Annotated in this window: 19 protein-coding genes; 11 read left to right on the forward strand and 8 right to left on the reverse strand. The window is 52.2% G+C overall.

The window, feature by feature from the left end; genetic code table 11:
* Positions 1-47 precede the first annotated feature (47 nt).
* A complete protein-coding gene (locus EHSB41UT_RS00895; protein ID WP_165767112.1) occupies positions 48-1,286 on the reverse strand; it encodes a S1/P1 nuclease in 1,239 nt (412 codons plus the stop codon).
* A gap of 232 nt (positions 1,287-1,518) precedes the next feature.
* Positions 1,519-3,006 carry a leucyl aminopeptidase gene (locus EHSB41UT_RS00900; protein WP_087105980.1) on the reverse strand — a complete coding sequence of 496 codons (1,488 nt, stop codon included), beginning with the start codon at positions 3,004-3,006 and terminating at the stop codon, positions 1,519-1,521.
* 287 nt (positions 3,007-3,293) lie between these two features.
* Between EHSB41UT_RS00900 and lptF the strand changes: the two genes are divergently transcribed.
* Entirely contained in the window at positions 3,294-4,409 is a 1,116-nt protein-coding gene (gene lptF / locus EHSB41UT_RS00905) for an LPS export ABC transporter permease LptF (RefSeq protein ID WP_087105983.1), read from the forward strand.
* Positions 4,409-5,467, forward strand: coding sequence for an LPS export ABC transporter permease LptG (gene lptG / locus EHSB41UT_RS00910; protein WP_087105985.1), 1,059 nt, complete (start codon positions 4,409-4,411; stop codon positions 5,465-5,467). The genes lptF and lptG overlap by 1 nt, the downstream gene beginning before the upstream one ends.
* A 75-nt stretch (positions 5,468-5,542) precedes the next feature.
* On the opposite strand, the gene EHSB41UT_RS00915 is transcribed toward lptG, so the two are convergent.
* Complete coding sequence (locus EHSB41UT_RS00915) at positions 5,543-6,433, reverse strand: hypothetical protein (protein ID WP_087105987.1); 891 nt, start codon at positions 6,431-6,433, stop codon at positions 5,543-5,545.
* Positions 6,434-6,743: 310 nt separating this feature from the next.
* Between EHSB41UT_RS00915 and EHSB41UT_RS00920 the strand changes: the two genes are divergently transcribed.
* Positions 6,744-7,613 carry a hypothetical protein gene (locus tag EHSB41UT_RS00920; protein WP_087105990.1) on the forward strand — a complete coding sequence of 290 codons (870 nt, stop codon included), beginning with the start codon at positions 6,744-6,746 and terminating at the stop codon, positions 7,611-7,613.
* 48 nt (positions 7,614-7,661) lie between these two features.
* Here EHSB41UT_RS00920 and trpB read toward each other — a convergent pair whose 3' ends face one another.
* Complete coding sequence (trpB, locus tag EHSB41UT_RS00925) at positions 7,662-8,873, reverse strand: tryptophan synthase subunit beta (RefSeq protein ID WP_087105992.1); 1,212 nt, start codon at positions 8,871-8,873, stop codon at positions 7,662-7,664.
* Between the two features lie 105 nt (positions 8,874-8,978).
* A complete protein-coding gene (locus EHSB41UT_RS00930) occupies positions 8,979-9,875 on the reverse strand; it encodes an oxygenase MpaB family protein (RefSeq protein WP_087105994.1) in 897 nt (298 codons plus the stop codon).
* A gap of 119 nt (positions 9,876-9,994) precedes the next feature.
* Between EHSB41UT_RS00930 and EHSB41UT_RS00935 the strand changes: the two genes are divergently transcribed.
* Positions 9,995-10,606, forward strand: a complete 612-nt coding sequence (locus EHSB41UT_RS00935) for a TetR/AcrR family transcriptional regulator (protein WP_087105996.1) — start codon at positions 9,995-9,997, stop codon at positions 10,604-10,606.
* Between the two features lie 12 nt (positions 10,607-10,618).
* Here EHSB41UT_RS00935 and EHSB41UT_RS00940 read toward each other — a convergent pair whose 3' ends face one another.
* Positions 10,619-11,131 carry an RDD family protein gene (locus tag EHSB41UT_RS00940; protein ID WP_207626532.1) on the reverse strand — a complete coding sequence of 171 codons (513 nt, stop codon included), beginning with the start codon at positions 11,129-11,131 and terminating at the stop codon, positions 10,619-10,621.
* Between the two features lie 151 nt (positions 11,132-11,282).
* Here EHSB41UT_RS00940 and EHSB41UT_RS00945 point away from each other — a divergent pair, with 151 nt between their 5' ends.
* The 6 genes from EHSB41UT_RS00945 (at position 11,283) to pssA (ending at position 17,638) form a co-directional block, all read left to right on the forward strand.
* A complete protein-coding gene (locus EHSB41UT_RS00945) occupies positions 11,283-12,191 on the forward strand; it encodes an alpha/beta fold hydrolase (RefSeq protein ID WP_087105998.1) in 909 nt (302 codons plus the stop codon).
* Between the two features lie 36 nt (positions 12,192-12,227).
* The gene (gene rd / locus EHSB41UT_RS00950) at positions 12,228-12,395 is read left to right on the forward strand and encodes a rubredoxin (protein WP_087106000.1); all 168 of its coding nucleotides are present in this window, start codon (positions 12,228-12,230) and stop codon (positions 12,393-12,395) included.
* 82 nt (positions 12,396-12,477) lie between these two features.
* The gene (locus EHSB41UT_RS00955) at positions 12,478-13,629 is read left to right on the forward strand and encodes an NAD(P)/FAD-dependent oxidoreductase (protein ID WP_207626533.1); all 1,152 of its coding nucleotides are present in this window, start codon (positions 12,478-12,480) and stop codon (positions 13,627-13,629) included.
* A gap of 200 nt (positions 13,630-13,829) precedes the next feature.
* Positions 13,830-15,068 carry an OprO/OprP family phosphate-selective porin gene (locus EHSB41UT_RS00960; protein WP_087106004.1) on the forward strand — a complete coding sequence of 413 codons (1,239 nt, stop codon included), beginning with the start codon at positions 13,830-13,832 and terminating at the stop codon, positions 15,066-15,068.
* A gap of 125 nt (positions 15,069-15,193) precedes the next feature.
* Positions 15,194-16,129, forward strand: a complete 936-nt coding sequence (locus tag EHSB41UT_RS00965; protein WP_087106006.1) for a S1/P1 nuclease — start codon at positions 15,194-15,196, stop codon at positions 16,127-16,129.
* Positions 16,130-16,291: 162 nt separating this feature from the next.
* Positions 16,292-17,638 (forward strand): CDP-diacylglycerol--serine O-phosphatidyltransferase, encoded by a 1,347-nt coding sequence (pssA, locus tag EHSB41UT_RS00970; RefSeq protein ID WP_087106008.1) that lies wholly within the window; start codon positions 16,292-16,294, stop codon positions 17,636-17,638.
* A gap of 64 nt (positions 17,639-17,702) precedes the next feature.
* Here the strand turns inward: pssA and EHSB41UT_RS00975 are convergent, their stop codons facing one another.
* Positions 17,703-19,085, reverse strand: coding sequence for a class II fumarate hydratase (locus EHSB41UT_RS00975; protein ID WP_087106860.1), 1,383 nt, complete (start codon positions 19,083-19,085; stop codon positions 17,703-17,705).
* A gap of 194 nt (positions 19,086-19,279) precedes the next feature.
* Between EHSB41UT_RS00975 and EHSB41UT_RS00980 the strand changes: the two genes are divergently transcribed.
* Positions 19,280-20,053 carry a ferredoxin--NADP reductase gene (locus EHSB41UT_RS00980; protein WP_087106010.1) on the forward strand — a complete coding sequence of 258 codons (774 nt, stop codon included), beginning with the start codon at positions 19,280-19,282 and terminating at the stop codon, positions 20,051-20,053.
* Positions 20,054-20,170: 117 nt separating this feature from the next.
* Here EHSB41UT_RS00980 and EHSB41UT_RS00985 read toward each other — a convergent pair whose 3' ends face one another.
* Complete coding sequence (locus EHSB41UT_RS00985) at positions 20,171-23,245, reverse strand: efflux RND transporter permease subunit (RefSeq protein WP_087106012.1); 3,075 nt, start codon at positions 23,243-23,245, stop codon at positions 20,171-20,173.
* Position 23,246 lies beyond the last annotated feature (1 nt).

Here is a 23,246-nt window from a genome sequence, read left to right on the forward strand (position 1 = left end):
AAACCGGGCTTTGATCGTTTTGCCCCTCTATAGTCTTCTAATTCGACTCAATTCTTCTCATTCGCTGCTGCTTGAGCTTTTGCGTTATCCACATCCAGATAGCGAATCAGACATTTACCCGCCTCACTCACCCTGTGACGCCCAATTTTCTGAACCTTCTGCTGGTACTGTTCATCAGGGCTTGACCATTCCGGGATGCTATAGACGAATGAGCCCAGTGCCAGACTGGTTTCCAGCCAGGGCAGGGTGCTTGAGCAGTCATTCACGATGCCTGAGAGAGGAAACTCCTGTTCCTGTTGGCTTACCAATGCGGGAAGCTTTTTCTTGGGGGTACGGTCAGGCATAAACCCGCCCACGATATCCCAGTAATGATGCAGCTTGGTTTTGCAGTATTTTGGATTTTGCTTTTTAAGCTGGGAGTGGGTAGAGGCTTCATACTCACCATAATCGCTCTCCCGATAAGAGTGTTCTCTGGCATCCTGCTCACGATAGTAGTGACCATCGTAGGAACCGTAGTAGTGGTCATACTCATCATCACTAAGGTGACGGCACTCATGGTGCTCATCAAAGTAATGATCATCGTAATCATGATCTCTCAAATAGTAATGGTGATGCCCTTCTGTTTCGCCGGAAGTGCTTTTCCCTGCCACGTTATAGCTCTTCAGGCAGTAGAGATTGCCCCCTTTATCGCCCTGACAGCCGTTGGTGACATTGGTGATCACGTGCAGAGGCTGGTGGTAGTCACCAATCACGTGAATGAGGCAGGCTCTTAAAATTCCCCGAACAACCGGGCTCTGGTTCTCAGACAGCTCAGCATTCAGACCACTGAACCAGGTATCAATAAATGTTTTTCGCTGTTGGTGTAACTCGCCGCAGTTAACGGTTTTGGGAAAAGGCAAATCAACGAAGTGCAGACGTTCTACTTTCTGATCTTTCAGATATTGAAGGCGATCCGGCAGTGTCTGGCCGTGTTTGGCAAACACGTTGCCCAAGGTCTGGCTGGCCCACTCGTCCAGCAGGATGGCGGTGGAGGCCATTGGGGAAATATTGCCTTCCGGAGTTTCTACGGCAAACGAGTTCACTGCCTTTGCCAGCTTGGGTTCGAGCTTGGCGATAAGGGCAAGCGCATCCTGGTCGTGAGCCTGTTGAATATCTGGAGGCAGCTGCCGGTAAGCCATTTCTGCAATCATGACATGGACCCGAAATGTCCAGGCTGAGGCTGACAGTGAAAACGCCAGCAGAAGAGGCAGCAGCAAAACGTGCAGCCTGTGATTACCAGTTTTCATTACCATTCCCCTGTAAAAAGGAGCGGCAAGTATAGAGGGTGAAAAAGTACGGAACGGGAAAGGTTTATAACAAAATCAGTTGGGCTATTTGAGCTGTTGTAGGCAGGTTTGCTAATAAAAGACAGTGTTTTAGCAATAAAGACGAACTTTGACGTTTTTGTTGGATAGGGCTTGTTCAGGGAAAGAGTGGAGTAAACCTGCGCCAATTAAGGCGCAGGTTTGGATTTAACGATTACAGCTGGTTCAGAACGTATTGAACAAGCAGTGGAACCGGACGACCGCTGGCGCCTTTCTCAGCACCGCTCTTCCAGGCAGTACCGGCGATGTCGATATGCGCCCAAGGGTATTCCTTGGTGTAACGAGCCAGGAAGCAGCCGGCAGTGATGGTGCCAGCGCCTGGACCACCAATGTTGGCCATATCGGCAAAGTTACTCTTCAGCTGGTTGTCGTACTCTTCAGCCAGCGGCAGACGCCATGCTTTGTCACCGGCAGTGATACCGGCAGCCAGCAGAGACTCGGCCAGTTCATCGTTGTTACTCATCAGACCACTGGTGTGGTGACCCAGAGCCACGATGCAGGCACCGGTCAGGGTGGCGATATCAACAACAGCCTTAGGCTTGAAACGCTCGGCGTAAGTCAGGGCGTCACACAGAACCAGACGGCCTTCGGCGTCGGTGTTCAGGATCTCGATGGTCTGACCGGACATAGAGGTTACGATGTCGCCTGGCTTGCTGGCGTGGCCGGCAGGCATGTTTTCAGCGGCGGCAATCATGCCGATTACGTTGATTGGCAGACCCATTTCCACGATGGACTTCATAGCACCCAGAACGGATGCTGCACCACACATGTCGTACTTCATCTCGTCCATGCCGGCACCAGGCTTCAGGCTGATACCACCGGTATCGAAGGTGATGCCTTTGCCCAGCAGAACCAGAGGCTTGTCGCCTTTCTTACCACCTTTGTAATCCATGATGATCAGCTGACCTTCTTCGGTAGATCCTTTGGATACCGACAGGAAGGAGAACATGCCCAGCTTTTCCATCTCTTTTTCGCCCAGCGCCTTAACGGTCAGCTTGGCAGCGCCCTTGGCCAGTTCTTTGGCCTGAGCGGTGAGGTATTTTGGCGTGCAGACGTTACCCGGCTGGTTGCCCAGATCACGAGCCAGAGCCATACCGTGGCCGATTGCTGCGCCCTGGGCGGCAGCTTTCTTGGCGGCTTCCAGACCTTTACGGCCGGCCTGTAGCAGGGTCACCTGACCCAGTTCTACCAGAGCTGGCTCATCGGCCTTCTTGCTCATGTAGTAATCGAATTTGTAGGCAGCGAGGGATACGTTGCGGGCCAGCTGCTGTACCAGCCAGTCAGCGTCCTGATCCGCCAGAGTGATATCGTCAAAAGCGATGGCAGCGTCAGCAACGCGGGCACCTTTCAGAGCACCGGCAACAGCGGCAAAGATCTTCTGTGCATCAGCAGCTTTTGGCTGCTCTTTACCCAGAGCAACCAGCAGTACGCGCTCAGCCTTGATACCGGTAACGGAAGGAACCATCAGAACCTGGCCGGCAGCCTGCTTGAGGTCGCCACGCTTGACCAGTGCGCTCAGAGCACCGCCAGTCTCTTTATCAACACCAGTGAATACAGGCTCATTTCCGGCTTCTCCGGTGAAAAGAACAAGGCATTGAGTTTGTTGTTTGATTGCGTTACCGCTTTTTACTGCAATTTCCATTTTCTCTCCTGTTTAGAGGCAAAAACCGGTGCGCTCACCTGCGCTTTAATGGATAATGGCCGGTTTAGAATTCGCTGGGTTAAGACACAGATAATGTTTAAATCCAGAGCATCGTATATGACTTTAACTGCACTATGAATGCAGATGGGCAGTATACTCCGAATTTACGGCAGATTTGTACGGATCCAAAGGATTTCTGTCGTGGCTTTTTGTAATGAAAGCGCACTGAGCGCACCTGCGCTTTCATTGTTTGGTTGAGAGAAACTTACGTAACGGGATTTCCAGTTTTGATCGTCCTTCGATATCTCACCCGAGAACTCATTCAGAGCTGGCTGGCGATCAGCGGCATACTGCTGCTGATTATCGTCAGTGGCCGGTTTATTAAATATCTTCAGCAGGCCGCGACCGGTGAGCTGAATCCGGAATTTCTGTTCGCCATTATGGGCTACCGGATGCCCGGCTTTCTGGAAATGATTCTGCCGCTTGGTTTCTTTCTCGCGATATTGCTGGCCTATGGTCGTCTGTATGTCGACAGTGAGATGGTGGTGCTCGAAGCCTGTGGCATGAGCCGTAACAAGCTGCTCGGATATACCCTGATCCCGGGTTTGGCGGTGATGGTGATTGTTGGTGTGATCAGCTTCGTGCTCAGCCCATGGGGCGCAGGGAATGTTGAACGAATACTCAACACCCAGGATGCCATGACCGAGTTTGACACTCTGACTCCAGGTCGCTTCCAGTCCATGGAGAAAGGTGGGAGGGTGACGTATACCGAAAGCCTGAACAGCGACAACTCCATTATGAATGAGGTGTTTATTGCCGACAGCGGCAGTGGCAAACCGGTTCAGGGTTCCCGTGGAGAGATGTCGATCCTGCTGGCGGAGAAGGGCCGTATTTATGTCGATTCCGATTCCGGCAAACGTTACCTGCTTTTGAATGATGGCTATCGTTATGATCTGACCGCCGGCAAGCCGGAGAGTCGTATCACCGAATACACGACTTACGGCATCCAGATGCAGGATAAGGAAATCAGTCCGGTCACACGGGAGAATACGCTGCCGACAACGGAGCTGTTGGGCAGTGACCGTCCTCGCCGTGAAGCTGAACTTCAATGGCGTATCTCTCTGCCGTTACTCGTGCCGGTTATTATCTTGATGGGCCTGCCGCTGGCTCGGGTAAATCCGCGTCAGGGACGCTTCCTTAAACTGCTGCCGGGTGTATTGCTTTACCTGTTCTATCTTGCGTTATTGATTGCTGCCCGTGGTGCTATTGAAGATGGCAACCTGCCAGCCGGTGTTGGCCTTTGGGCTGTTCATGGTGTCTTCGGCACGATTGCTCTGCTGATGTTCTTTGGCCCGCAGCTGCTGATATCCATGAAAGGAAAAACGACAGGGAGTGCCAGTTGATGAAAAAGCTGGATCGTTACATCGGCCTCAATGTTCTGGTCTCCATGCTGGTGGTTATGGTGATCATAGTTTTCCTGGATACCCTGTTCGGCTTTATGACGCAGCTGGATGCCATGCGCGCCAACTACCAACTGCCGCAGGTGATGCAGTACATGTTGCTGACCACGCCTAAACGCATCTATGAAATTATCCCGGTTTCCGCCCTCATTGGCTGTCTGGTGGGTCTTGGTGCACTGGCCAACCACAGTGAACTGATCGTTATGCGGGCGGCGGGCGTCTCTCTGTCCCGTATCGGCTGGGCAGTTATGAAACCGGCGATTGTGTTGATGCTAATTGGCCTGGTGCTGAGTGAATATGTGTCGCCTGTTTCAGAGCAGATGGCGCAGTCCCTGAAAAAGATCACCCGTTCTGCGGACGGTAAATATACCGATGAAGGCCTGTGGCACCGGGAAGGCGACAGCTACATGTACTTCAATGCTGTTGAGCCGAATGGTGTTCTGTATGGCATCAGCATCTTCCGCTTTGATGAGAAGCGACAGGTACAGGAAACCATCTATGCCGAGCGCGCCATCAATCAGGGCAACCACTGGATGATGGAGAATGTTGAGACCAGCACCTATACCGATGGGCAGGTTGAAACCAGGGTTCAAAGCACTAAAGAGTGGCTGACTGATCTGACCACGACCCTGCTGAAGGTCGTTGTCGTAAAGCCAGATGATTTGTCGATGACCGGCCTGCTGACTTATATCGACTATCTCGACAAGCAGGATCTGGAAACCGGTGAGTACCAGTTGGCTTTCTATAAAAAGGTGCTGCAGCCGGCAGCCATCTTCGCTCTGGTATTGATTGGTATGTCGTTTGTATTCGGACCGCTGCGTACCGTCCCTATGGGACTGCGTCTATTCAGTGGGGTGATTACCGGGGTTACCTTTATGATCCTGCAGAACCTGGCTGGGCCGGCCAGTCTGGTCTTTGGCTTCTCACCACTGCTTGCCGTGACTCTGCCGATTGGCATTTGCTTTGTTATTGGTGTGGTGCTGCTGAAGCGGGCAGGCTGATATCTTTCTCTTCTCCAAAAGACAAAGGCTGCAATTTTGCAGCCTTTGTCGTATTGCCTGCTTGCAGCTTAACGATTACTGATCCTTGGCCTCGTCAGGCTTTTTGGTCAGTAATGTGTGTTCACGCTCAAGCTTGGCTTTTTCATTGCGAATTTCGGCTTCCATACCATCAAGTACTTCATTCCATCTGGTAAGCAGGGTTGCTTTCTGATTTTCAAAGTCTTTGGCAACGGAGCGAAGCTGTGACCAGGCATCATAGATGACCGCACGATCCTGTGGAGCACGGCGTCTTGGATTCCGTTTACAGTAGTCCTCTTTGGAGATCTTCTGGAGCTGCTTGTCCAGCTGCTCTATATGTTGCTGGGATTGATATCCATACTTGCCCAGGGTTTCCGCAGCCGGCTTCATTTCCTGCATCTTGCCGTGCAGCGCCTGATAACCCTGCTGCAGCTCTTCCTGGATGGCTGATGGTAGACCTATTTTTTGAGCCAGCTTCATATCATCTGGGCCAAGACCTTCTTTTTTGAAATAAGCACGCAGTTTGCCAAGGTCTTGTAGTTTTTTCGCAGCGCCCTGATCATCATATTTATCCAGAAGGCTCTCAACTTCTTTGCGGGCGGCATCATGAAGCTTGAGATTGTGGTCTGCTGTACTTTCCAGCCACATCCAGCCAGCGGCTACAAGAGTGAATACAGCCGCATAGGTTTTGCGGCCTGGTTGAATAGTGACGTTGGCATATTCCAGCGCTGAACAGGTTGCCCATACGGCTCCGCATGCTACTCCGCCCAGAACTGTGGCCTGAACACTCATCCTGAAAGTATCAAGCAGAGACATAGGCGCAACCACGGTATTCACTGTTCTGTGTCCCATCACCGCGCTCTTTTCGCGGTACCACTCATCCCAGTTTTCCGGGAGTTGCGGCAAAGCTCCTGAAGAAGGGGGCTTGGTATCCATACGAGTTGCCATAGTTACACTCCTTGTACTGTTCAGGCCTGAGTCCGGTTATAACGGAGGGAGAGTAATCCAGAGGTCAGGCGTTGGTAATAAGACCATGGTTGTATAGCCGGTGCGTGGCTGGATCAGTAAAACTGTGGTCGAGCCTGCTCTGTCTGCTATTCCGGATATATAGACTTCACTTCTGGCTGGTTTGCTAACTGTGGTGGCAGGAGTGTCAGCACTGTGGACAGTCTGGTTATCAGTACTGTCAGGCAGGTTCTGAATTTAGGGTGATCTACCTGTCTCAACTTGTGAATGGAGTCAGTTCAGGAACAAGACTATGGATGGGATCTGGAATCTTCCGGTTCGAGAATCATTGGCGGCTGTGGCCAGTACAGTTGCGACAGCTGCGGGTAGCCTGCATGGTCGAATCGTCACCTTTTGCTGGCCGCTGCACCTGAAAATGGCCCTGCGCCTTCCTGCCAATGGACAGTGGGCATTAATGCACACAGGCCGTTGGCTTCCTGTTCCGCCTATCCCTTCGATTATCAGTTTTATTGGTTATGTTCCGGTTTTATTGAAGAAACGAAAAATCGCCAAACTGGTCGCTCAGAGAAAGTTGATTGATCGTCAACTCAAAGCCGATGAGCGAAACTGGCAGCAGGGTAAGCAGGATGCTGATTTCAGAAACCTTGGAGATGCCCAGGACTTTTACACCAGAGAGTGGCGTTATTCCGCGATCGTTGAGAGTCATGGAAAGGTACTGGAGCAGCTGAAAGCTCAAGATCAGTATCTGAATCAGCCCTGGTCTTATCGCGGTCTGGCAACCAAAGTCCTGAGCTATGGTGTTTGTGCTGCAGTGCCTCTGTGTATTATTCCCGGAGGTGGGTTGTATGCTGTTGGTCTCTCACTGTTCCTGCTCTGCCAGAATTACAGCCATGATCGGGGCATCCAGAAAGAAGAGTGGAATCTTCAGCGTACCCTCCGCAAAGCCACGGATCGTTACTACAACGCTGGCAAGAATATTCAATGCTTCTGGGCTGATAATGGCCAGCAGGATGAGCAGGACGGAGGCATTCGTCAGAATCTGGTGCGGTTTATCAATCTGGTACGCAGAGAGAAGAAGGCAGACTGTCCTTATACTCTTGCTCAGTTAAAAGGCATTAACGATTATCGTGAGCGGTTGCCTGATCCGCAGGCCAAGCCGTAATCCAGAGATAGAAGCCGGGAGCTTCTATCTCTGGATCGACATCAGTTGTCAGAGGCCCAGCTTGTTGGCGACGTAGTCAGCATCCTTATCGCCGCGACCACTCAGGTTCACGACAATGATCTTGTCCTTATCCAACTCCCTGGCCAGACGCATGGCACCAGCCAGAGCATGGGAGCTTTCCAGAGCCGGGATAATGCCTTCCCGACGGGACAGGGTCATAAACGCATCCAGACATTCGTCATCTGTCGCACTGATGTAATTCACACGACCAAGGTCTTTCAGGTAGGAGTGCTGCGGACCAACGCCAGGGTAATCCAGACCTGAGGCAATAGAGTGAACCGGCAGCGGCTCGCCATCTTCATCCTGCAGGACATAACACTTGAAACCATGAACGGCTCCCGGCTTACCGAGAGTCAGAGTTGCGGCGTGATCAGGCGTATCCAGACCTTTACCGGCTGGTTCCACCCCATAGATCTCAACGTCGGTATCGTTCAGGAATGCGGTAAACAGACCCATGGCGTTACTGCCGCCACCCACACAGGCAACCAGCGCATCCGGCAGACGGCCTTCCATCTCTTGAATCTGATCACGGGCTTCTTCACCAATGACTTGCTGGAAGTCACGAACCATCATTGGGAAAGGATGCGGACCCACCACGGAGCCAATGGCATACAGCGTGCTGTCGGTGTCTTTCAGGTACTCTTCAAAGGCACTGTCGACAGCGTCTTTCAGAGTTTTGGTGCCACGGGTAACAGGGACAACCTTGGCACCGAGGATTTTCATCTTCACGACATTGGGCGCTTCTTTGGCAATGTCGATTTCGCCCATATGGATTTCGCAGTCAATGCCAACCAGGGCACAGGCGGTGGCCATGGCTACGCCATGCTGTCCGGCGCCGGTTTCGGCGATAACCCGGGTTTTTCCCATATGCTTGGCCAGCAGGGCTTCGCCCAGACTGTGGTTAATCTTGTGGGCACCGGTATGGTTGAGGTCTTCGCGCTTCAGATAAATTTTTGCGCCACCGCAGTGTTCACTTAAACGACGTGCGTAGTAGAGAGGGCTAGGACGGCCAACATAGTAGCGGTGCAGATCACGAAGCTCATTCTGGAACTCCGGGGTTACCCGAATTTCCTGGTAGGCCTTATCGATATCCTGCATCACCTTGAGCAGTTGTTCGGGAACAAGGCTACCGCCGTATTCACCGAAATAGCCCTCAGCATTGGGCATGGCCGCAAATTCAAATGCTTTGTTATGACCCATGACACATCCTACCTTTTGTATTATTTGGTTGTACTACTCAACCAGTACGGTGCATGTGCAGATAATGCCACGGTCTTAATAATTAAAAAAGCATTTTGTATCACTTCACTGATACGGACAGCCGTTTCTTTGATTTACGTTACGAATCAGCTTCTCCGGTCCCAGGCAGGAAGCCTGATATCCGCCTGGGTAGCTTGGATAGTTTGTGGCAATTTGCCCTTCGTTAAATGGCGTGTTTTGCCAGGGGTTAAAGAACTTTAACCATAAACGACGGATGCCCATAACGCTGTGAACCATAAGGCGCATTGGCGCCGATGGTTTCTTCATACCAATAGCGGTGACCAGGTCACCATCATTCAGCAGTACCAGAATAAGCGACTGAATAAACGGTCGGAGATAAGACGGAACCATAGGTTTCATGCCGTCAATCAACCCTTGCGCGACAACATGATTATCCGGGTGGTAAGTGAGGTGTCTGGCTTTATAAGTTGAATGCCAATGCTGGAATGCCTGAAAGCTGTCGGGGATATCCTTGATATTCATGGCTTCCCCTAAATCACGAAACTCCTGATAAAGAGCATCACGTTCGGCATCAGTCAGAGAGCGGTAGGAAAATTGTCTGGCCCATCGGTCAGGCTCAAGAATAAACAGCGCCAGCGTATAGAGATAGTCCTCATTGCTGATGGGGTAGTGGCTATGAATCCAGTTCAGGTGCTTCACCATATGCTGGCCGCGGGGGCTATGAACGGAGTCGGTCATAATCTCCACCAGAATGGCTTTGGTGTCATCCAGACGCTTGGTGCCATGATCCTGGTACTGCCGGGTGCGTCGAAGGATTTTGCTGATGGATGGGATGCCAAAGGTTTGAATCTGTGCCAGCTCACCGGCGATTAAAAAGTCCAGCGGCATATCGTGATTGGCCAGATAACGGACCAGGTTATGGTAATCGGACGGGTTGGACTGAAGGCTTTTAAGCTTCTTGTTATTTCTTGGTACCAGCATAATTTTCCACGACAGAATTGAAAGAGTGTCGTCTTGATTTGGCCGGATGCCGGTTGTAGCCTCAATGGACAAAGAATAAGACTGTCCAATAATTTACAGATTCCCGCTTGTGTCTATTAATGAAAACCCCAGCGTCTAATGAAGATCCCAGAGTCGTCCGTAGCAAGACGCTGATCATTGAAGCACTGGCTGCTCTGATGCAGGAAAAGCCGTATCACAAGATTAAGGTGCAGGATATTTCTGCCAGAGCACAGCTGGCCAGACAGACCTTTTATCTCCACTTCTCAGGTCGGGATGCGGTACTGCTGGAATATATTGATACTGTCTTTGAAGAGTTCTATCAGGATATCGAACCCCATATTGTCAGTTCCCCGGAACCGGATGATGCCATTGCCTGGCATATGTTCCGGCAGTGGAAGGATCATGCTCCGTTTGTCCGGCTGATTGTCGATGCTGATGTTGAACATCTTTTAATCAAAAGTTTTAAAAACTACATTACCCGGATTATGGGACTCTATATTCGCAACCATGCCGTGGCGATAAAAGATCCTGAAGCCTTAACGTTTGTGGTGGACTATCTGGCTGGTGCGTCACTGTTGATTCTGCAACGCTGGGTGCGCACGGACTTCCAATATCCGCTGGACAAGATTGCGGCTCTCTATTCTGATCTGACCCGGCCCGGGGTTTTGCAGGTGTTGTCCCAAGGGCTGCCGGAGCCGGCAGCACCCTGAATCGCAGGATAATTATTTGGGGATGTAAACTACTTCAGTTTCGGCGTAACGGTCGTACCAGGTCTTCTTATCCTTATCGACCAGCATCCAGAACAGTCCCAGCCCGGCCGGTGCCAGAGAAAGTATGCCAACCACAAAGCGCAGCAGGCTTTGCATCAGGCTGATATTGCTACCGTCACTTTTCTGCACTCTTAACCGCCAGGCCTGCATGCCCAGAGTCTGGCCGTTTTTCCCCCAGAAATGGGCCAGAAAGAAGAAGCAGATAAACACATAGATAGTAGACAGAAATGGGTTAAAGCCCACCGGCGCATCCTCAACACCCAGCAGCCAGTTGTTGACGACCCCGTGATAGATGGCGGTTACCACAAAGATCAAGGCAATCAGCAGCATGGAGTCGTAAACCATGGCCGCAAGCCGTCGCCATAGCGGTGCGGGCAAATAAGCAGGTGATGATTCTGGTTTTATTTTCTGTTTTGGCATAAAACGCTTCTCGTTGGTTGCTGCCAGTTTACGTATAGTGCGCAACAGGGCAAGTGCTGGCGTCAGTGATATTGGTTGTTGACGCACAGGCCAATTGGGTTCGCTTGCCTCTCGTGCTATAAAGTCCGGCCATAACAAGAACAATACGGCCAGTCTGCCGACTTGCAGAGAGCCGAAAACGACAGGGTCAGAAGCTATGCCATCAGTTCAGGTGAACGGGCTTTCGATTGCCTATGAAGATCATCCTCCGGCCAGCAGCTCCTCTGGAAGTGTGGAGAGCGCCCCCGTTATTTTGCTGATCCATGGGCTGGGCACGCCTTTAACTGGCTGGCCGAGAAGCTATTGGCAGCCTCTGGTCAATGCCGGCTGCCGGGTTCTGCTGATCGATAATCGCGATGTCGGCCAGTCTTCCCGTGTACCGGATGCCCGCCTTCCCACCTTCAAGGATCTGGCCGTTGCCTCACTCTTCAAGAAACGCATCAAGGCCGATTACACGCTGGAAGATATGGCCGCTGATGCCATCGGTTTACTGGATGGTTTGAATATTCCCAAGGCGCATGTGGTAGGAGCCTCCATGGGCGGAATGATTGGTCAGCTGCTGGCAGCCCGCTACCCGGATCGCATCTCTTCTCTGACTGCAGTGATGACCAGTACCGGAGCGAAACATCTTCCCGGTCCGAGCCTGTCCGTGCGCATGCGGCTGCTTAACAGCCCTAAAGACCGCAGCCCGGAAAACCTGATTCAGCACAGTATGAAAACCTGGAAGGTCATCGGCAGCCCGGCTTATCCGGCCCCTGATGACAAGCTTTATGACTATGTGAAAGGTATCCATCAGCGAGGCATTTCCTCACAGGGGTATCTGCGGCATATGGCCGCCATTCTGGCTTCTGGTGACCGCAGTGAATTGATGAAAACAGTTTCTATCCCGACGCTGGTACTCCATGGAGGCAGTGACAAACTGGTCCCGGCGGCCTGTGGTCGGCAGTTGGCGGGTAAGATCCCTAATGCCCGTTATCAGGAATTTGAGGGGATGGGGCATGATTTTCCAGAACAGCTGGCTGAGAGGATCAGCGGCTTGATTCTCGAACACACAGCCTCTTATTAAATTGATGTAAACGCAGTAGCAGGAAAGGTATTATCCATGAAAAAGTGGCATTGCATTGTTTGTGGCTTTATCTATGACGAAGCCGAGGGCTGGCCGGATGAGGGTATTGCGCCGGGCACCCGCTGGGAAGATGTTCCCGAAGACTGGTTGTGCCCGGATTGTGGTGTCGGCAAGGATGATTTTGAAATGGTTGAGATCGGCTGATAACGGCCTTCACCATTTTAAATCCTCTGCAGCTATGCAGGCACTAGAGCAATAACAATAGCAATAACAAGAGCCGATCATTATGGATTCCGTTGTTATCCTGGGGACCGGGCTGGCCGGTTATACCCTGGCAAGAGAGTTTCGCAAGCTCGATAAAGAAACGCCTCTGGTTCTGATCACGGCCGACGATGGCCGTAACTATTCCAAACCCATGCTGTCGACCGGTTTTGCCAAGGGCAAGGATGCGGATGGTCTGGCCATGCAGACACCGGAGCAGATGGCTGAACAGCTGAATGCCCGCATTCTTACCAAGACTCAGGTTGCCTCTATCGACCGCTCCGAAAAAGTAGTGCGTCTTGAAGATGGCAGCACGGAATCTTATGGCAAGTTGGTGTTGGCCTTGGGGGCGGAGCCGGTTAAACCATCCCTGAGTGGCGATGCGGTTGACCGGGTACTCTCGGTAAATGATCTGGAGGACTATCATGCGTTTCGCAGTTGTCTGCCGGAAGGTGGTCGGGTGGCGATTCTTGGGGCTGGTTTGATTGGCTGTGAGTTTGCCAATGATCTGGTCGCTGGTGGCTATCAGGTTGAAGTGGTTGGTGCTTCCAAACATGTTATGCCTGGTCTGCTGCCTTCCTCGGCTGCCAGTGCTGTTCAGGAAGCCTTGACCCTGTTGGGCGTGAGTTTCCACCTGAACAGCGTCGGTACTTCGGTGAATCAGGGGGCTAACGGGCTGGAAGTCGGTCTAGCAGGTGGCGATTCCTCAAGCGCGGTACAGGCCGATGTGGTTCTCTCGGCTATTGGCCTGCGTCCACGTATCGCTCTGGCCAAAGACGCCGGTCTGGCAACAGAAACGGGCATCTGTGTGAACCGGACTCTGGCGACCAGTGACCCGGATATCTATGCGCTCGGGGACTGTGCAGAGGTGGAAGGGCTGGTTCAGCTCTATGTGATGCCACTGATGGCCTGTGCCCGCTCCCTGGCTAAAACTCTGGCCGGGGAAGCGAACGAAGTTTCTTATGGTGCGATGCCGGTCACGGTAAAAACGCCCGCCTGCCCGGTGGTTGTAGCTCCACCGTTGGAGAATGGTGGACAGTGGCAGACTGAAGAAGTGGAAGGTGGTCTGCGTATCACCTGCACCCGTGAAAATGATCTGCTGGGGTATGTTCTGACCGGTACAGCTACCTCCGAGCGTATCTCTCTGAACAAACGCCTTCCAGCCATCATGCCTTGATCCATGTGATTTATTGCACGGCGTACAGTGTGCGTCGTGTAATAAATCGGTCATCTCCCGTGCATAAAACCTTCATAAAACAATCACCCGCCTGAAACATAGCCCGTCCAAACTCTTCCTCCGTAGTCATCTAACACCAAGCGTTTAACAACAAACACAAAACACAAAAAACGAACGACAGTTCATCAAGGAGTGGGTTAATGAAGCGTACAGCTCTTTCTCTGGCCGTTGCTGCTGCCATGTCTGCAGGTCTGGCCATGAATGCTCAGGCTGGCACCGTTAAGACTGAAGGTGAAGACATCATCATCAGCACCAGCAAAGGTGGTTTCAGTGCCAAAACTGAAAGCGGCGACTTCTCTTTCAAGGTGAGCGGCAAGCTGCAGTGGGACTATGCCGGCATGGACGGCCTGTACAACCGTGCTGACGACGGTACCAGCAAAGACAAGTCCACCGGTTATATCCGTCGTGGCGAGATCAAGTTCAGCGGTAAGGCATATGGCGACTACGGTTACGCCCTGAAGCTGGCTAACGATGACGGCGACATCAAGCTGGACAACGCCTACCTCGATTTCTACCACCTGAAGCCAGTTAAGGTTCGTGTTGGTCGTTTTGGTCCTGACTTCGGCCTGGAAAACAGCGTGAGCTCTTCCTGGATTACCGGTATCGAGCGTCCAGCTATCTATGACGTTCTGCAGGGCGACTCCACCAACGAGTACGGCATTCAGGCTTCCATGGCTGACAAGCAGTACACCCTGTCCGCTGGTATCCATCATAGTGGTTACAAGGATGAAAAGAACAGCGATGATGACGCATGGGGCTTTAACGGCCGTGCCACTGTCGCTCCTATCATGTCTGACGACATGCTGGTTCACTTGGGTGCCAACTACTACAACAGCAACATCGACAACTCTGCTACTGCTGCCAAGAACACCACCAAGGTTGGTGTTAAGAAAGGCGAGAAAGTTAAGCTGTTCAATGCTTTCGTAGCTGATACTGACGTTGAGTGGGGTTTTGAAGGTGCTGCCCAGTTCGGCCCGGCTCTGCTGCAGGGTGAGTACTTCAAGCGTGAAGTGTCCGTTAAGGACAGCGTGCAGGCGAATGCTGACGTTGATCTGACTGGCTACTACGTTCAGGCTTCCTTCATGGTTGACGGTGGCAAGCGTTCTTACAAGAAAGGCGCTTTCGGCAAGCCTAAGGGCGGCCAGTGGGAAGTCTTTGCCCGTTACACTGTGATCGACGTTGATGCTGAAGCTGCGGCTGAAGTGATTGCCGGTAAGGATGCTGAAGCTTCCGATTACACTGTTGGTGTGAACTACTTCGCGACTAAGAATGTACGTGCCAGCCTGAACTACGTAAGCGGTGAAACCAACGTTTACGGCAGCGGCGCCAAGAACGACGACGGTTCTGCAGTTGTAGGCCGTATCCAGTACGTTTTCTAAACGTCATTGGACTACTGTTCTGAAACCACCTGCTTGCGGGTGGTTTTTTTATTCCAATTGGGTTTACCTCGCTGTTTCTTCTCTCTCTATCCTGAAACCACCCTCTCTGGTTAATAGGGTGCCTTATGAAATTCAGGTATCTGATCATTTTACTTTGTTCTGTATTCGCCCTGCCGGCATGGAGCTGGAACTTTCGGGTGCATGCCACTGTTGCTGAACTGGCCTACGGGCATTTGTCTACAAAGAAACAGGCGCAGCTCGACAGTGATGCCAAGGCTCTGCTGGCTGTTCTTGATAAGGTCTGGCTGAATGAAGTCAATCGGTTCGATACCGCTTCACCATTTGCTCGGACAGCCATTCTTTTTGATGAATGGCGCATGTTGAAGCTGGGAACTGTGTTCCAAAAGTACGGTGTGCCGGTGCCAAAAGCTCTTCAGCCGATCGCAGACTCCAGAATCCGGCAGCTGCACTTTGTTGATCTTCCCTGGCCGGATACTGGTCAGTGTGGTGATCTTGGAGAGCAAGAGCGTGATCGCATCCATAATTGGTTTACCCGTTTGCAGGCGGCCCGGAAAGAGGTAAAAACGCCGGTCGGACGAGGCATTGTTAATGCCATGCTGGCGCATGTGGTGGCCGATTTTCACCAGCCTCTCCATTCCGTATTTAACATTGCCAAGGGCTGTGACAGTGCCTCAGAAGGTGGTGGCATTAATTATTGTCTGACCTCTCCGCATCAGGATGGCAAGGGGCATCGACGCTGCGGTCATACCCTGCATGAACTCTGGGATTCTGGTGGGGGTTATATCAAGAGCAATAGCCCCCATAGCAAGACCCAGGAGCATGTGAAGAAACTATTGGCTGCTCATCCCCATAAGTTCCTGAACGGCTGTGACGTGCATGAGGTTGGCCATTGGCTGGATGAGAATCATGAACTGGCCGAATTTATTTTCAGCACACCGGAATACCAGCAGCCCCATGAGGAATATCTCGACAAAACCAGCCATGCTGCGTCTCACCGAATGGCCATGGCTGCCTGCCGATTGACCCGTATACTTCACTGAATATCGGTGGCTGTTATGCAGTCCATGTAACGTCAGGCGCTATTTTCCCGCGCTGGCTGTTTTGGTAAAGTCTGCCGTTTGGTTGTTCCCGGCCTGTCATTGTCGGGAGCATTGCCCGGTTTTTCACACTCCGGGTGTGCGAACCCCTACTCAGGCAGAAGTATGTTTTCACCGGCGTATTATCGGGAAAGACTGAATCAATTACCCCAGATCGCAGTTGATGTTGCCGATTACCGGATCCTGACATCGACGCGCGACTTCAAAAACCGTTTGCTGGAACTGATCAAAAGTGCCAGAAAGCGTATCTATCTCACGGCTCTGTATCTGGAAGCCGATGCAGCAGGTGAAGATATCCTGCGGGCCTTGTTCGAGGCCAAGCAAAACAATCCAGCACTGGATATCAAAGTCTTTGTAGACTTCCATCGTGCCCAGCGTGGCCGGATTGGTGAAGAAGCTTCCCTGACCAACCGGGACTTTTATCACCGCCTGACCAACGAGTATGAGCACAAGATCGAGATTTACGGTGTTCCGGTTAACCGCCGGGAAATCTTTGGTGTTCTCCACCTGAAAGGCTTTGTGTTCGATAACACCGTGCTTTATTCCGGCGCGAGCCTGAATGATGTGTATCTGCATCAGGATGAACGCTACCGCTATGACCGTTACCACGAAATCAAAAGTCCGGAGCTGAGCAACAGCTTCGTTGAGTTTATTGATCACTACTTTTGCAGTCACTCCGCTGTACAGGCACTTGATGGTGAGAGTGTTCCGACCCGCAAAGAGCTTAAGCAGGAGTTTCGTCGCTTCCGTAAAAGCATGCGCAAGGCCAACTACCGTTTTACTCCGGTACTCAAGGAGCACAGCGTTGGCCTGACTCCTGTGTGTGGTATGGGATCACGGGGCAATGCTCTGAACAGCATGATTCGTGATCTGGTTCGTTCTGCTGAGAACGAACTGTTTATCTGTACACCATATTTCAACCCGCCAGGTGTGCTGGCCCGTGATATCGGCCAGCTGCTCAAGCGTGGTGTGAAGATCACGATCGTTGTCGGCGACAAGACGGCGAACGACTTCTACATTCCACCCGAGGAGAGCTTCTCCAAGATTGGCGGTCTGCCGTATCTCTATGAGAGCAACCTGCGAGAGTTTGCCCGCAAGCACCAGAAGGCGATCGACAGTGGTCAGCTGAATCTGATGCTGTGGAAAGATTCGACCAACAGCTATCACCTGAAAGGTCTGTATGTGGATGGCAAGCGCGCCATGATCACTGGCAGCAACCTGAATCCGCGAGCCTGGGGACTGGATCTTGAGAACGGTATTCTGGTGCAGGATGAGCAGGGGCTTCTGCATGATCAGCTGATAGCGGAGCAGACTGAAATTCTGTGCTGCACTACCAAGATCAGTAATTATCAGGAACTGGAACAGCTCTCAGACTATCCCGGTGAAGTACAAAAGCTGCTGAACCGTATTCATCGTCTGAAAGCCCATGTGCTGATCAAGAAAATTATCTGATTCAGCGAGACGTTGAGGTTTTGTGCTGTCGTTACAAAACCTCAACAGACTCTCAAAAAAGCGATTACTCGGTAATCCCGCCTTCGGTCAGTCGTCGTGGATCCAGTAGATTCTCCAGCTCTTCCCGCGCTATCTCAGTCATCTCTTCGGCTACATCAATCACCGGTCGTTTCTGCTTGTAGGCCTGCTTGGCAATCTCGGCGGCAGCACGGTAGCCAATAATCGGGTTCAAGGCTGTTACCAGAATCGGGTTACGATCCAGCGCCTCCCGCAAACGTTCGCCATTAACGGTAAAGGTAGCGATGGCCTTATCCGCCAGCAGACGACAGGTATTGCTTAGCAGTTGAATGCTGGACAGCAGATTACTGGCAATCATCGGCAGCATCACATTCAGTTCAAAGTTGCCGGCCTGTCCGCCCAGTGTTATCGCTGTATCGTTACCGATCACCTGAGCGGCCACCATGGCGGCTGACTCCGGAATCACCGGATTTACCTTGCCCGGCATAATTGAAGAGCCTGGTTGCAGGGCTTCCAGCTCAATCTCTCCAAAACCGGCCAGTGGGCCGGAGTTCATCCAGCGCAGGTCGTTGGCAATTTTCATAATGGAAACGGCCAGAGTTTTCAGCTGCCCGGATAAAGCTACGACCGTGTCCTGAGAGCTGAGATGGGAGAAGAAGTTCTCCGCCGGATGGAATTCCAAAGAGGTAATCACACTCAGGTGCTGGCAGAAGGTGCGGGCAAAGTCCGGGTGGGCATTGATGCCGGTTCCGACAGCAGTGCCGCCCTGAGCGAGAGCCAAGACTTCATCTTGAATGGTGGCAAGTCGGTTCAGCCCGGACTGTAGCTGATCAGCCCAGCCGGTCAGGCTCTGGCTGAGACGCACCGGCATAGCGTCCATCAGGTGAGTGCGACCGGTTTTGACATAACCATCCAGCACATCAGCCTTGTTGTGGATAACCGTGATCAGATAGCTGAGGGCTGGCAGCAGAGCATTGTTTAACTCAATGGCGGCGCTGGCGTGGATTGTGGTGGGGATAACATCGTTGCTGCTTTGGCCATAGTTCACATGATCATTGGGGGAAACCGGCCGTCCCAGACGTTCACTGGCCAGATGGGCGATCACCTCATTGGCATTCATATTGGTGCTGGTGCCGGAGCCGGTCTGGAAAATATCCACAGGGAAGTGCTTCATCAGATCGTTGGACTGCAGCAGATCCAGACTTCCGTAAATAATGGCCTCGGCAATATCCTCTTCAACCAGCCCCAGTTCGCGATTGGACTCTGCGGCCGCGATCTTTACGGTAATCAGCGCACGGATAAAGGCTTCCGGCATCGGCTGGCCGCTCACCGGGAAATTATTAATGGCGCGTTGGGTCTGGGGGCCGTAAAGGGCGTCAGCCGGAAGCTCCAGCTCACCCATGCTGTCAGATTCGGTACGAGTGTTCATACGGCGCATGCTCCACAAGAGTTATATATGACTATAGGGCGTTCCGGGCTATAAATTACGGGCTATATAAGCTGATTACATATTGTTCTAAGAAAGCCATTAACCGAGCCGTTAAAACCAAGTAATCTTCTCAACCATTCATGGTCATATAAAACAGACATATAAAAAGCATAACCACAGGAACGAAAGAACTCATGAGCTCGATAAGGACTGAACGGGTAACTGGCGTACATCACTGGAATGAGACTTTGTTCAGTTTCACCACGACCCGCGACTCCGGCTTCCGCTTCAAGAATGGTCACTTTGTGATGATTGGCCTGGAAGTGGAGGGTCGTCCGTTGATGCGAGCCTACAGTATTGCCAGTGCCAATTATGAAGAGGAGCTGGAATTCTTCAGCATCAAGGTGCCTGATGGCCCGTTGACCTCCCGCCTGCAGCACCTGAAAGAAGGTGATGAAATCTTCGTCAGCAGCAAGCCGACCGGAACCTTGATTACCGATAATCTGCTGCCCGGTAAAAACCTGTGGCTGATCAGCACCGGTACCGGCCTCGCGCCATTCCTGAGCATTATCAAGGACCCGGAAGTCTATGAGCTGTACGACAAGGTCATTCTGACCCACGGCGTCCGTTATCTGTCCGAGCTGGCCTATCAGGATATGATTAAGGATGAGCTGCCCGTGAATGAATTCTTTGGGGATATTGTTCGCGACAAGCTGGTTTACTACCCAACCGTGACCCGGGAAGAGTTCCATAACCAGGGTCGTTTAACGGACCTGATGGATAACGGCAAGCTGACCAGTGATCTGAACCTCCCAGAATTCTCTCTGGAAGATGACCGCTTTATGATCTGCGGCAGCCCGGCGATGCTGAAAGATACCTGCGCGATTCTTGATGCCCGTGGCTTTAAGGAAGCGCGACACGGTAACGCTGGTCATTATGTGATTGAGCGGGCGTTTGTGGAGAAGTAATCCTCAGACCCGATAAAAACAAAGGTACTCTACTCTCGTTCCCATGCTCTGCGTGGGAATGCATATGGGTTCCCACGCGGAGCATGGGAACCAAGCTTGAGATGAGTTTAGTGCGGTTTATTTAAAAACCGCATCCTGCGTGCCATCAAAGCGCATGCGATAGAGCAGCGCGTAGGCGACCGGCAGAATCACCAGCGTCAGCAATGTGGCAAAGCCAAGGCCAAAGATAATGGCCACAGCCATGGAGCTGAAGAAGGCATCAAACACGAGTGGGATCATCCCCAGCATAGTGGTCAGTGCGGCCATGCACACCGGGCGCACACGGCTCACACAGGCATCAATCAGCGCCTGCTGAGGACTGTCGCTGTTCTCCATCTCGATATTGATCTGCTCGACCAGCACGATACCGTTCTTGATCAACATACCGGACAGACTGAGCAGACCCAGCAGGGCAGTGAAGGTGAACGGCTTGTCCAGCAACAGCAGACCTGCGGATACACCGATCACACCCAGCGGTACAGTAAACCAGATAGCGATTGGCTGTCGTATGGTGTTGAACAGGAAGATGGTGATCAGAAACATCATCAGATAGCCCATTGGCAGCGAGCTGAACAGGCTGGCCTGAGCGTTGCCGGCCATCTCGAACTCGCCACCCCATTCCAGGGTGTAACCATCCGGCAGAGGCAGAGCTTCGATCTTGTCTTTCAGACGCTGGCGTACGGATTCCGGAGTGTCGCCACTGAGCGGAATGGCTTCGCCCATCACGGTCAGTACGCGCTTCATATCCCTGCGCATAATCAGCGGATTCTCAGTCTCGGACTTAAATCCGGTAATCGCCTGGGAGACAGGTACAAAGCTGTTACGCTCATCACTCCAGACCTGCAGGCCGGAGATACTGTCTGCATTCAAACGTTCTTCATCCGGTGCCCGAGCAATGATAGGCAACAGATGGCTGCCATCTCGATATACGCCGACCTGCTTGCCAGAGAAGTTCACCAGCATGGCCTCATCGATGGTCTGTTTAGAGATACCGCTGCGACGGGCCGCTGCTTCATCCAGTTGCGGACGTACAATATTGACCTGCTCGCGCCAGGAGTGACGTACAGATGTTGTCGTCGGTTCAGCCTTGAACAATTCTTCCGCCTGAGCACCCAGCTCTCGCAATACTGCCGGATCCGGACCATAGAAGCGGGCTTCTACTGCGGCCTTGGGTGATGGACCGACTTCCATCAGCTTGATGCGATATTCGACAGACGGCGTGTTATCGAGAATCTTCTTAACCTGTGGCACCAGACCTTTGATCTGCTCCAGGCTGCCGGTCTCGATAATCATCTGACCGTAACTGCTATAAACGTTCTCTGGGAAGTAGGTCAGGATAAAGCGCTGAGCGCCCATGCCGGTCACGGTAGTGACATTATCAACATCGACCAGCGCGTTAACCTGCTGTTCCAGTTCGGCCATGGTGGCACGGGTCTGACGGATATCCGCGCCTTCCTGCTGCCAGACATCCACATAAAACAGTGGAGTATTGGATGGTGGGAAGAACGCCTGCTTCAGCTGACCAAATCCGGCAACACCGAGAAACAGCGCCGTTACCGTGATGGAAATCGTGATCAGGCGGTGGTGCAGGGCTTTCTTCAGCAAGGTCCGATAGGCAATGAACAGGAAGCCTTTGTAAGGATCGGCTGTTGTGCCGGTCAGGGTTTGATCCGGTTCAGAGAATATCAGGTTGCAGAAGAACGGGGTGAGGGTGAGTGCCAGTACCCAGCTGATCATCAGGGAGATCAACAGCACCTGGAACAGGGAGATCATAAAGTAGCCAGTGGTGTCATCAGACAGACTGATCGGTGCAAATGCCAGTACGGCAATAACCGTCGCGCCCAGCAGCGGCCACTGGTTCTGCAGAACGACCTGACTGATCGCCTGCAGTCGAGTCATACCACGTTGCAGCCCGACAAGAACCCCTTCGGTAATCACAATGGCGTTATCCACCAACATACCGAGGGAGATGATCAGAGCGCCGAGGGAGATCAGCTGAATCTCCACATCCAGTATACGCATACCGATAAAGGTACCGAGGATGGTCAGCAGCAGAATACCACCCATCAGCAGGCCTGCACGGAACCCCATAGCAAACAGCAGCACGATCACCACAATCACGACTGACTGCAGCAGGCTGAACAGGAATCCGGAAACAGACTGATCGACAACCTCAGGCTGGTTATACACCTGAGTCAGATGAATACCGATGGGGCGGCTGGATTCCAGCTCATTCAGACGGGCCTCAACAGCCTTGCCGACATCCACCACATTCACGCCTTCATTGAAGGAGATGCCGAGGGAGATGGCGTCTTCGCCATTGATTCGGTAGGTCTTCTGAGGTGTGTCATCGAGAATACGGGTGATGGTAGCGATATCGCCCAGACGCACCAGCTTGTCGCTGCCGGGAGGGCTGATAATCAGACTTTCCAGTTCACTGATATCACGAAACTCACCGGTTGGATGAATGCGAATCGACTGGCCGTGAATCAGCATCTTGCCCGCATTGGACACGACGTTCTGGTTGTGGATAAGGCCATAGATCCAGGCCGGGGAAATATTCAGCGCATTGAGTTTGGGCTGGGAAATCTCCACCACAACCTGTTCATCAACCGTGCCGTCCAGCTTGACCTTTTTTACGCCCTTAACCAGAGACAGTTCCCGGCGTAAAAGATCGCCATAGTTCTCCAGTTCGCGATAGCTGTAATCCGGACCACTGATGTTATACAGGATGCCAAACACATCACTGAAGTCATCGTTGATCATGGAGGGAAGTACACCGGGCGGCAGGCTGGATTGTACGTCGTTCACCTTACGACGCATCTCATCCCATATCTGTGGATGGTCGTTTGGGCTGACCGAGTCCTTCAGCTCAATAGTGATCTGGGATGTGCCGGCGCTGGATATGGACGTGAGATGCTTGATGTATTCAAGCTCCATAATCGCCCGCTCAATCGGCAGGGTGACTTCTTCCTCGACCTGCTCAGGGGATGCACCCGGGTAAATGGTGTTCACCATGGCCTGGGGAATCGGAAACTCCGGAAACTCCAGCTGACCAAGGCCAGTAAACGACAATGAACCACCTACAAGCAGCAGGGTGACAAACACCCAGCTGATCACCTTGTGGCGGAGAGAGTACTCAGCAATATTCACG

It is taken from the genome of Parendozoicomonas haliclonae (genome assembly GCF_900174585.1).
Lineage (GTDB): Bacteria > Pseudomonadota > Gammaproteobacteria > Pseudomonadales > Endozoicomonadaceae > Sansalvadorimonas > Sansalvadorimonas haliclonae.

Bases quoted from the DNA above. Each gene is read 5' to 3' on its own strand.
- EHSB41UT_RS00895 (WP_165767112.1), bottom strand. From the start codon at position 1,286: ATGAAAACTGGTAATCACAGGCTGCACGTTTTGCTGCTGCCTCTTCTG.
- EHSB41UT_RS00900 (WP_087105980.1), bottom strand. From the start codon at position 3,006: ATGGAAATTGCAGTAAAAAGCGGTAACGCAATCAAACAACAAACTCAA.
- lptG (WP_087105985.1), top strand. From the start codon at position 4,409: ATGAAAAAGCTGGATCGTTACATCGGCCTCAATGTTCTGGTCTCCATG.
- EHSB41UT_RS00915 (WP_087105987.1), bottom strand. From the start codon at position 6,433: ATGGCAACTCGTATGGATACCAAGCCCCCTTCTTCAGGAGCTTTGCCG.
- EHSB41UT_RS00920 (WP_087105990.1), top strand. From the start codon at position 6,744: ATGGATGGGATCTGGAATCTTCCGGTTCGAGAATCATTGGCGGCTGTG.
- trpB (WP_087105992.1), bottom strand. From the start codon at position 8,873: ATGGGTCATAACAAAGCATTTGAATTTGCGGCCATGCCCAATGCTGAG.
- EHSB41UT_RS00930 (WP_087105994.1), bottom strand. From the start codon at position 9,875: ATGCTGGTACCAAGAAATAACAAGAAGCTTAAAAGCCTTCAGTCCAAC.
- EHSB41UT_RS00935 (WP_087105996.1), top strand. From the start codon at position 9,995: ATGAAAACCCCAGCGTCTAATGAAGATCCCAGAGTCGTCCGTAGCAAG.
- EHSB41UT_RS00945 (WP_087105998.1), top strand. From the start codon at position 11,283: ATGCCATCAGTTCAGGTGAACGGGCTTTCGATTGCCTATGAAGATCAT.
- rd (WP_087106000.1), top strand. From the start codon at position 12,228: ATGAAAAAGTGGCATTGCATTGTTTGTGGCTTTATCTATGACGAAGCC.
- EHSB41UT_RS00955 (WP_207626533.1), top strand. From the start codon at position 12,478: ATGGATTCCGTTGTTATCCTGGGGACCGGGCTGGCCGGTTATACCCTG.
- EHSB41UT_RS00960 (WP_087106004.1), top strand. From the start codon at position 13,830: ATGAAGCGTACAGCTCTTTCTCTGGCCGTTGCTGCTGCCATGTCTGCA.
- EHSB41UT_RS00965 (WP_087106006.1), top strand. From the start codon at position 15,194: ATGAAATTCAGGTATCTGATCATTTTACTTTGTTCTGTATTCGCCCTG.
- pssA (WP_087106008.1), top strand. From the start codon at position 16,292: ATGTTTTCACCGGCGTATTATCGGGAAAGACTGAATCAATTACCCCAG.
- EHSB41UT_RS00975 (WP_087106860.1), bottom strand. From the start codon at position 19,085: ATGAACACTCGTACCGAATCTGACAGCATGGGTGAGCTGGAGCTTCCG.
- EHSB41UT_RS00980 (WP_087106010.1), top strand. From the start codon at position 19,280: ATGAGCTCGATAAGGACTGAACGGGTAACTGGCGTACATCACTGGAAT.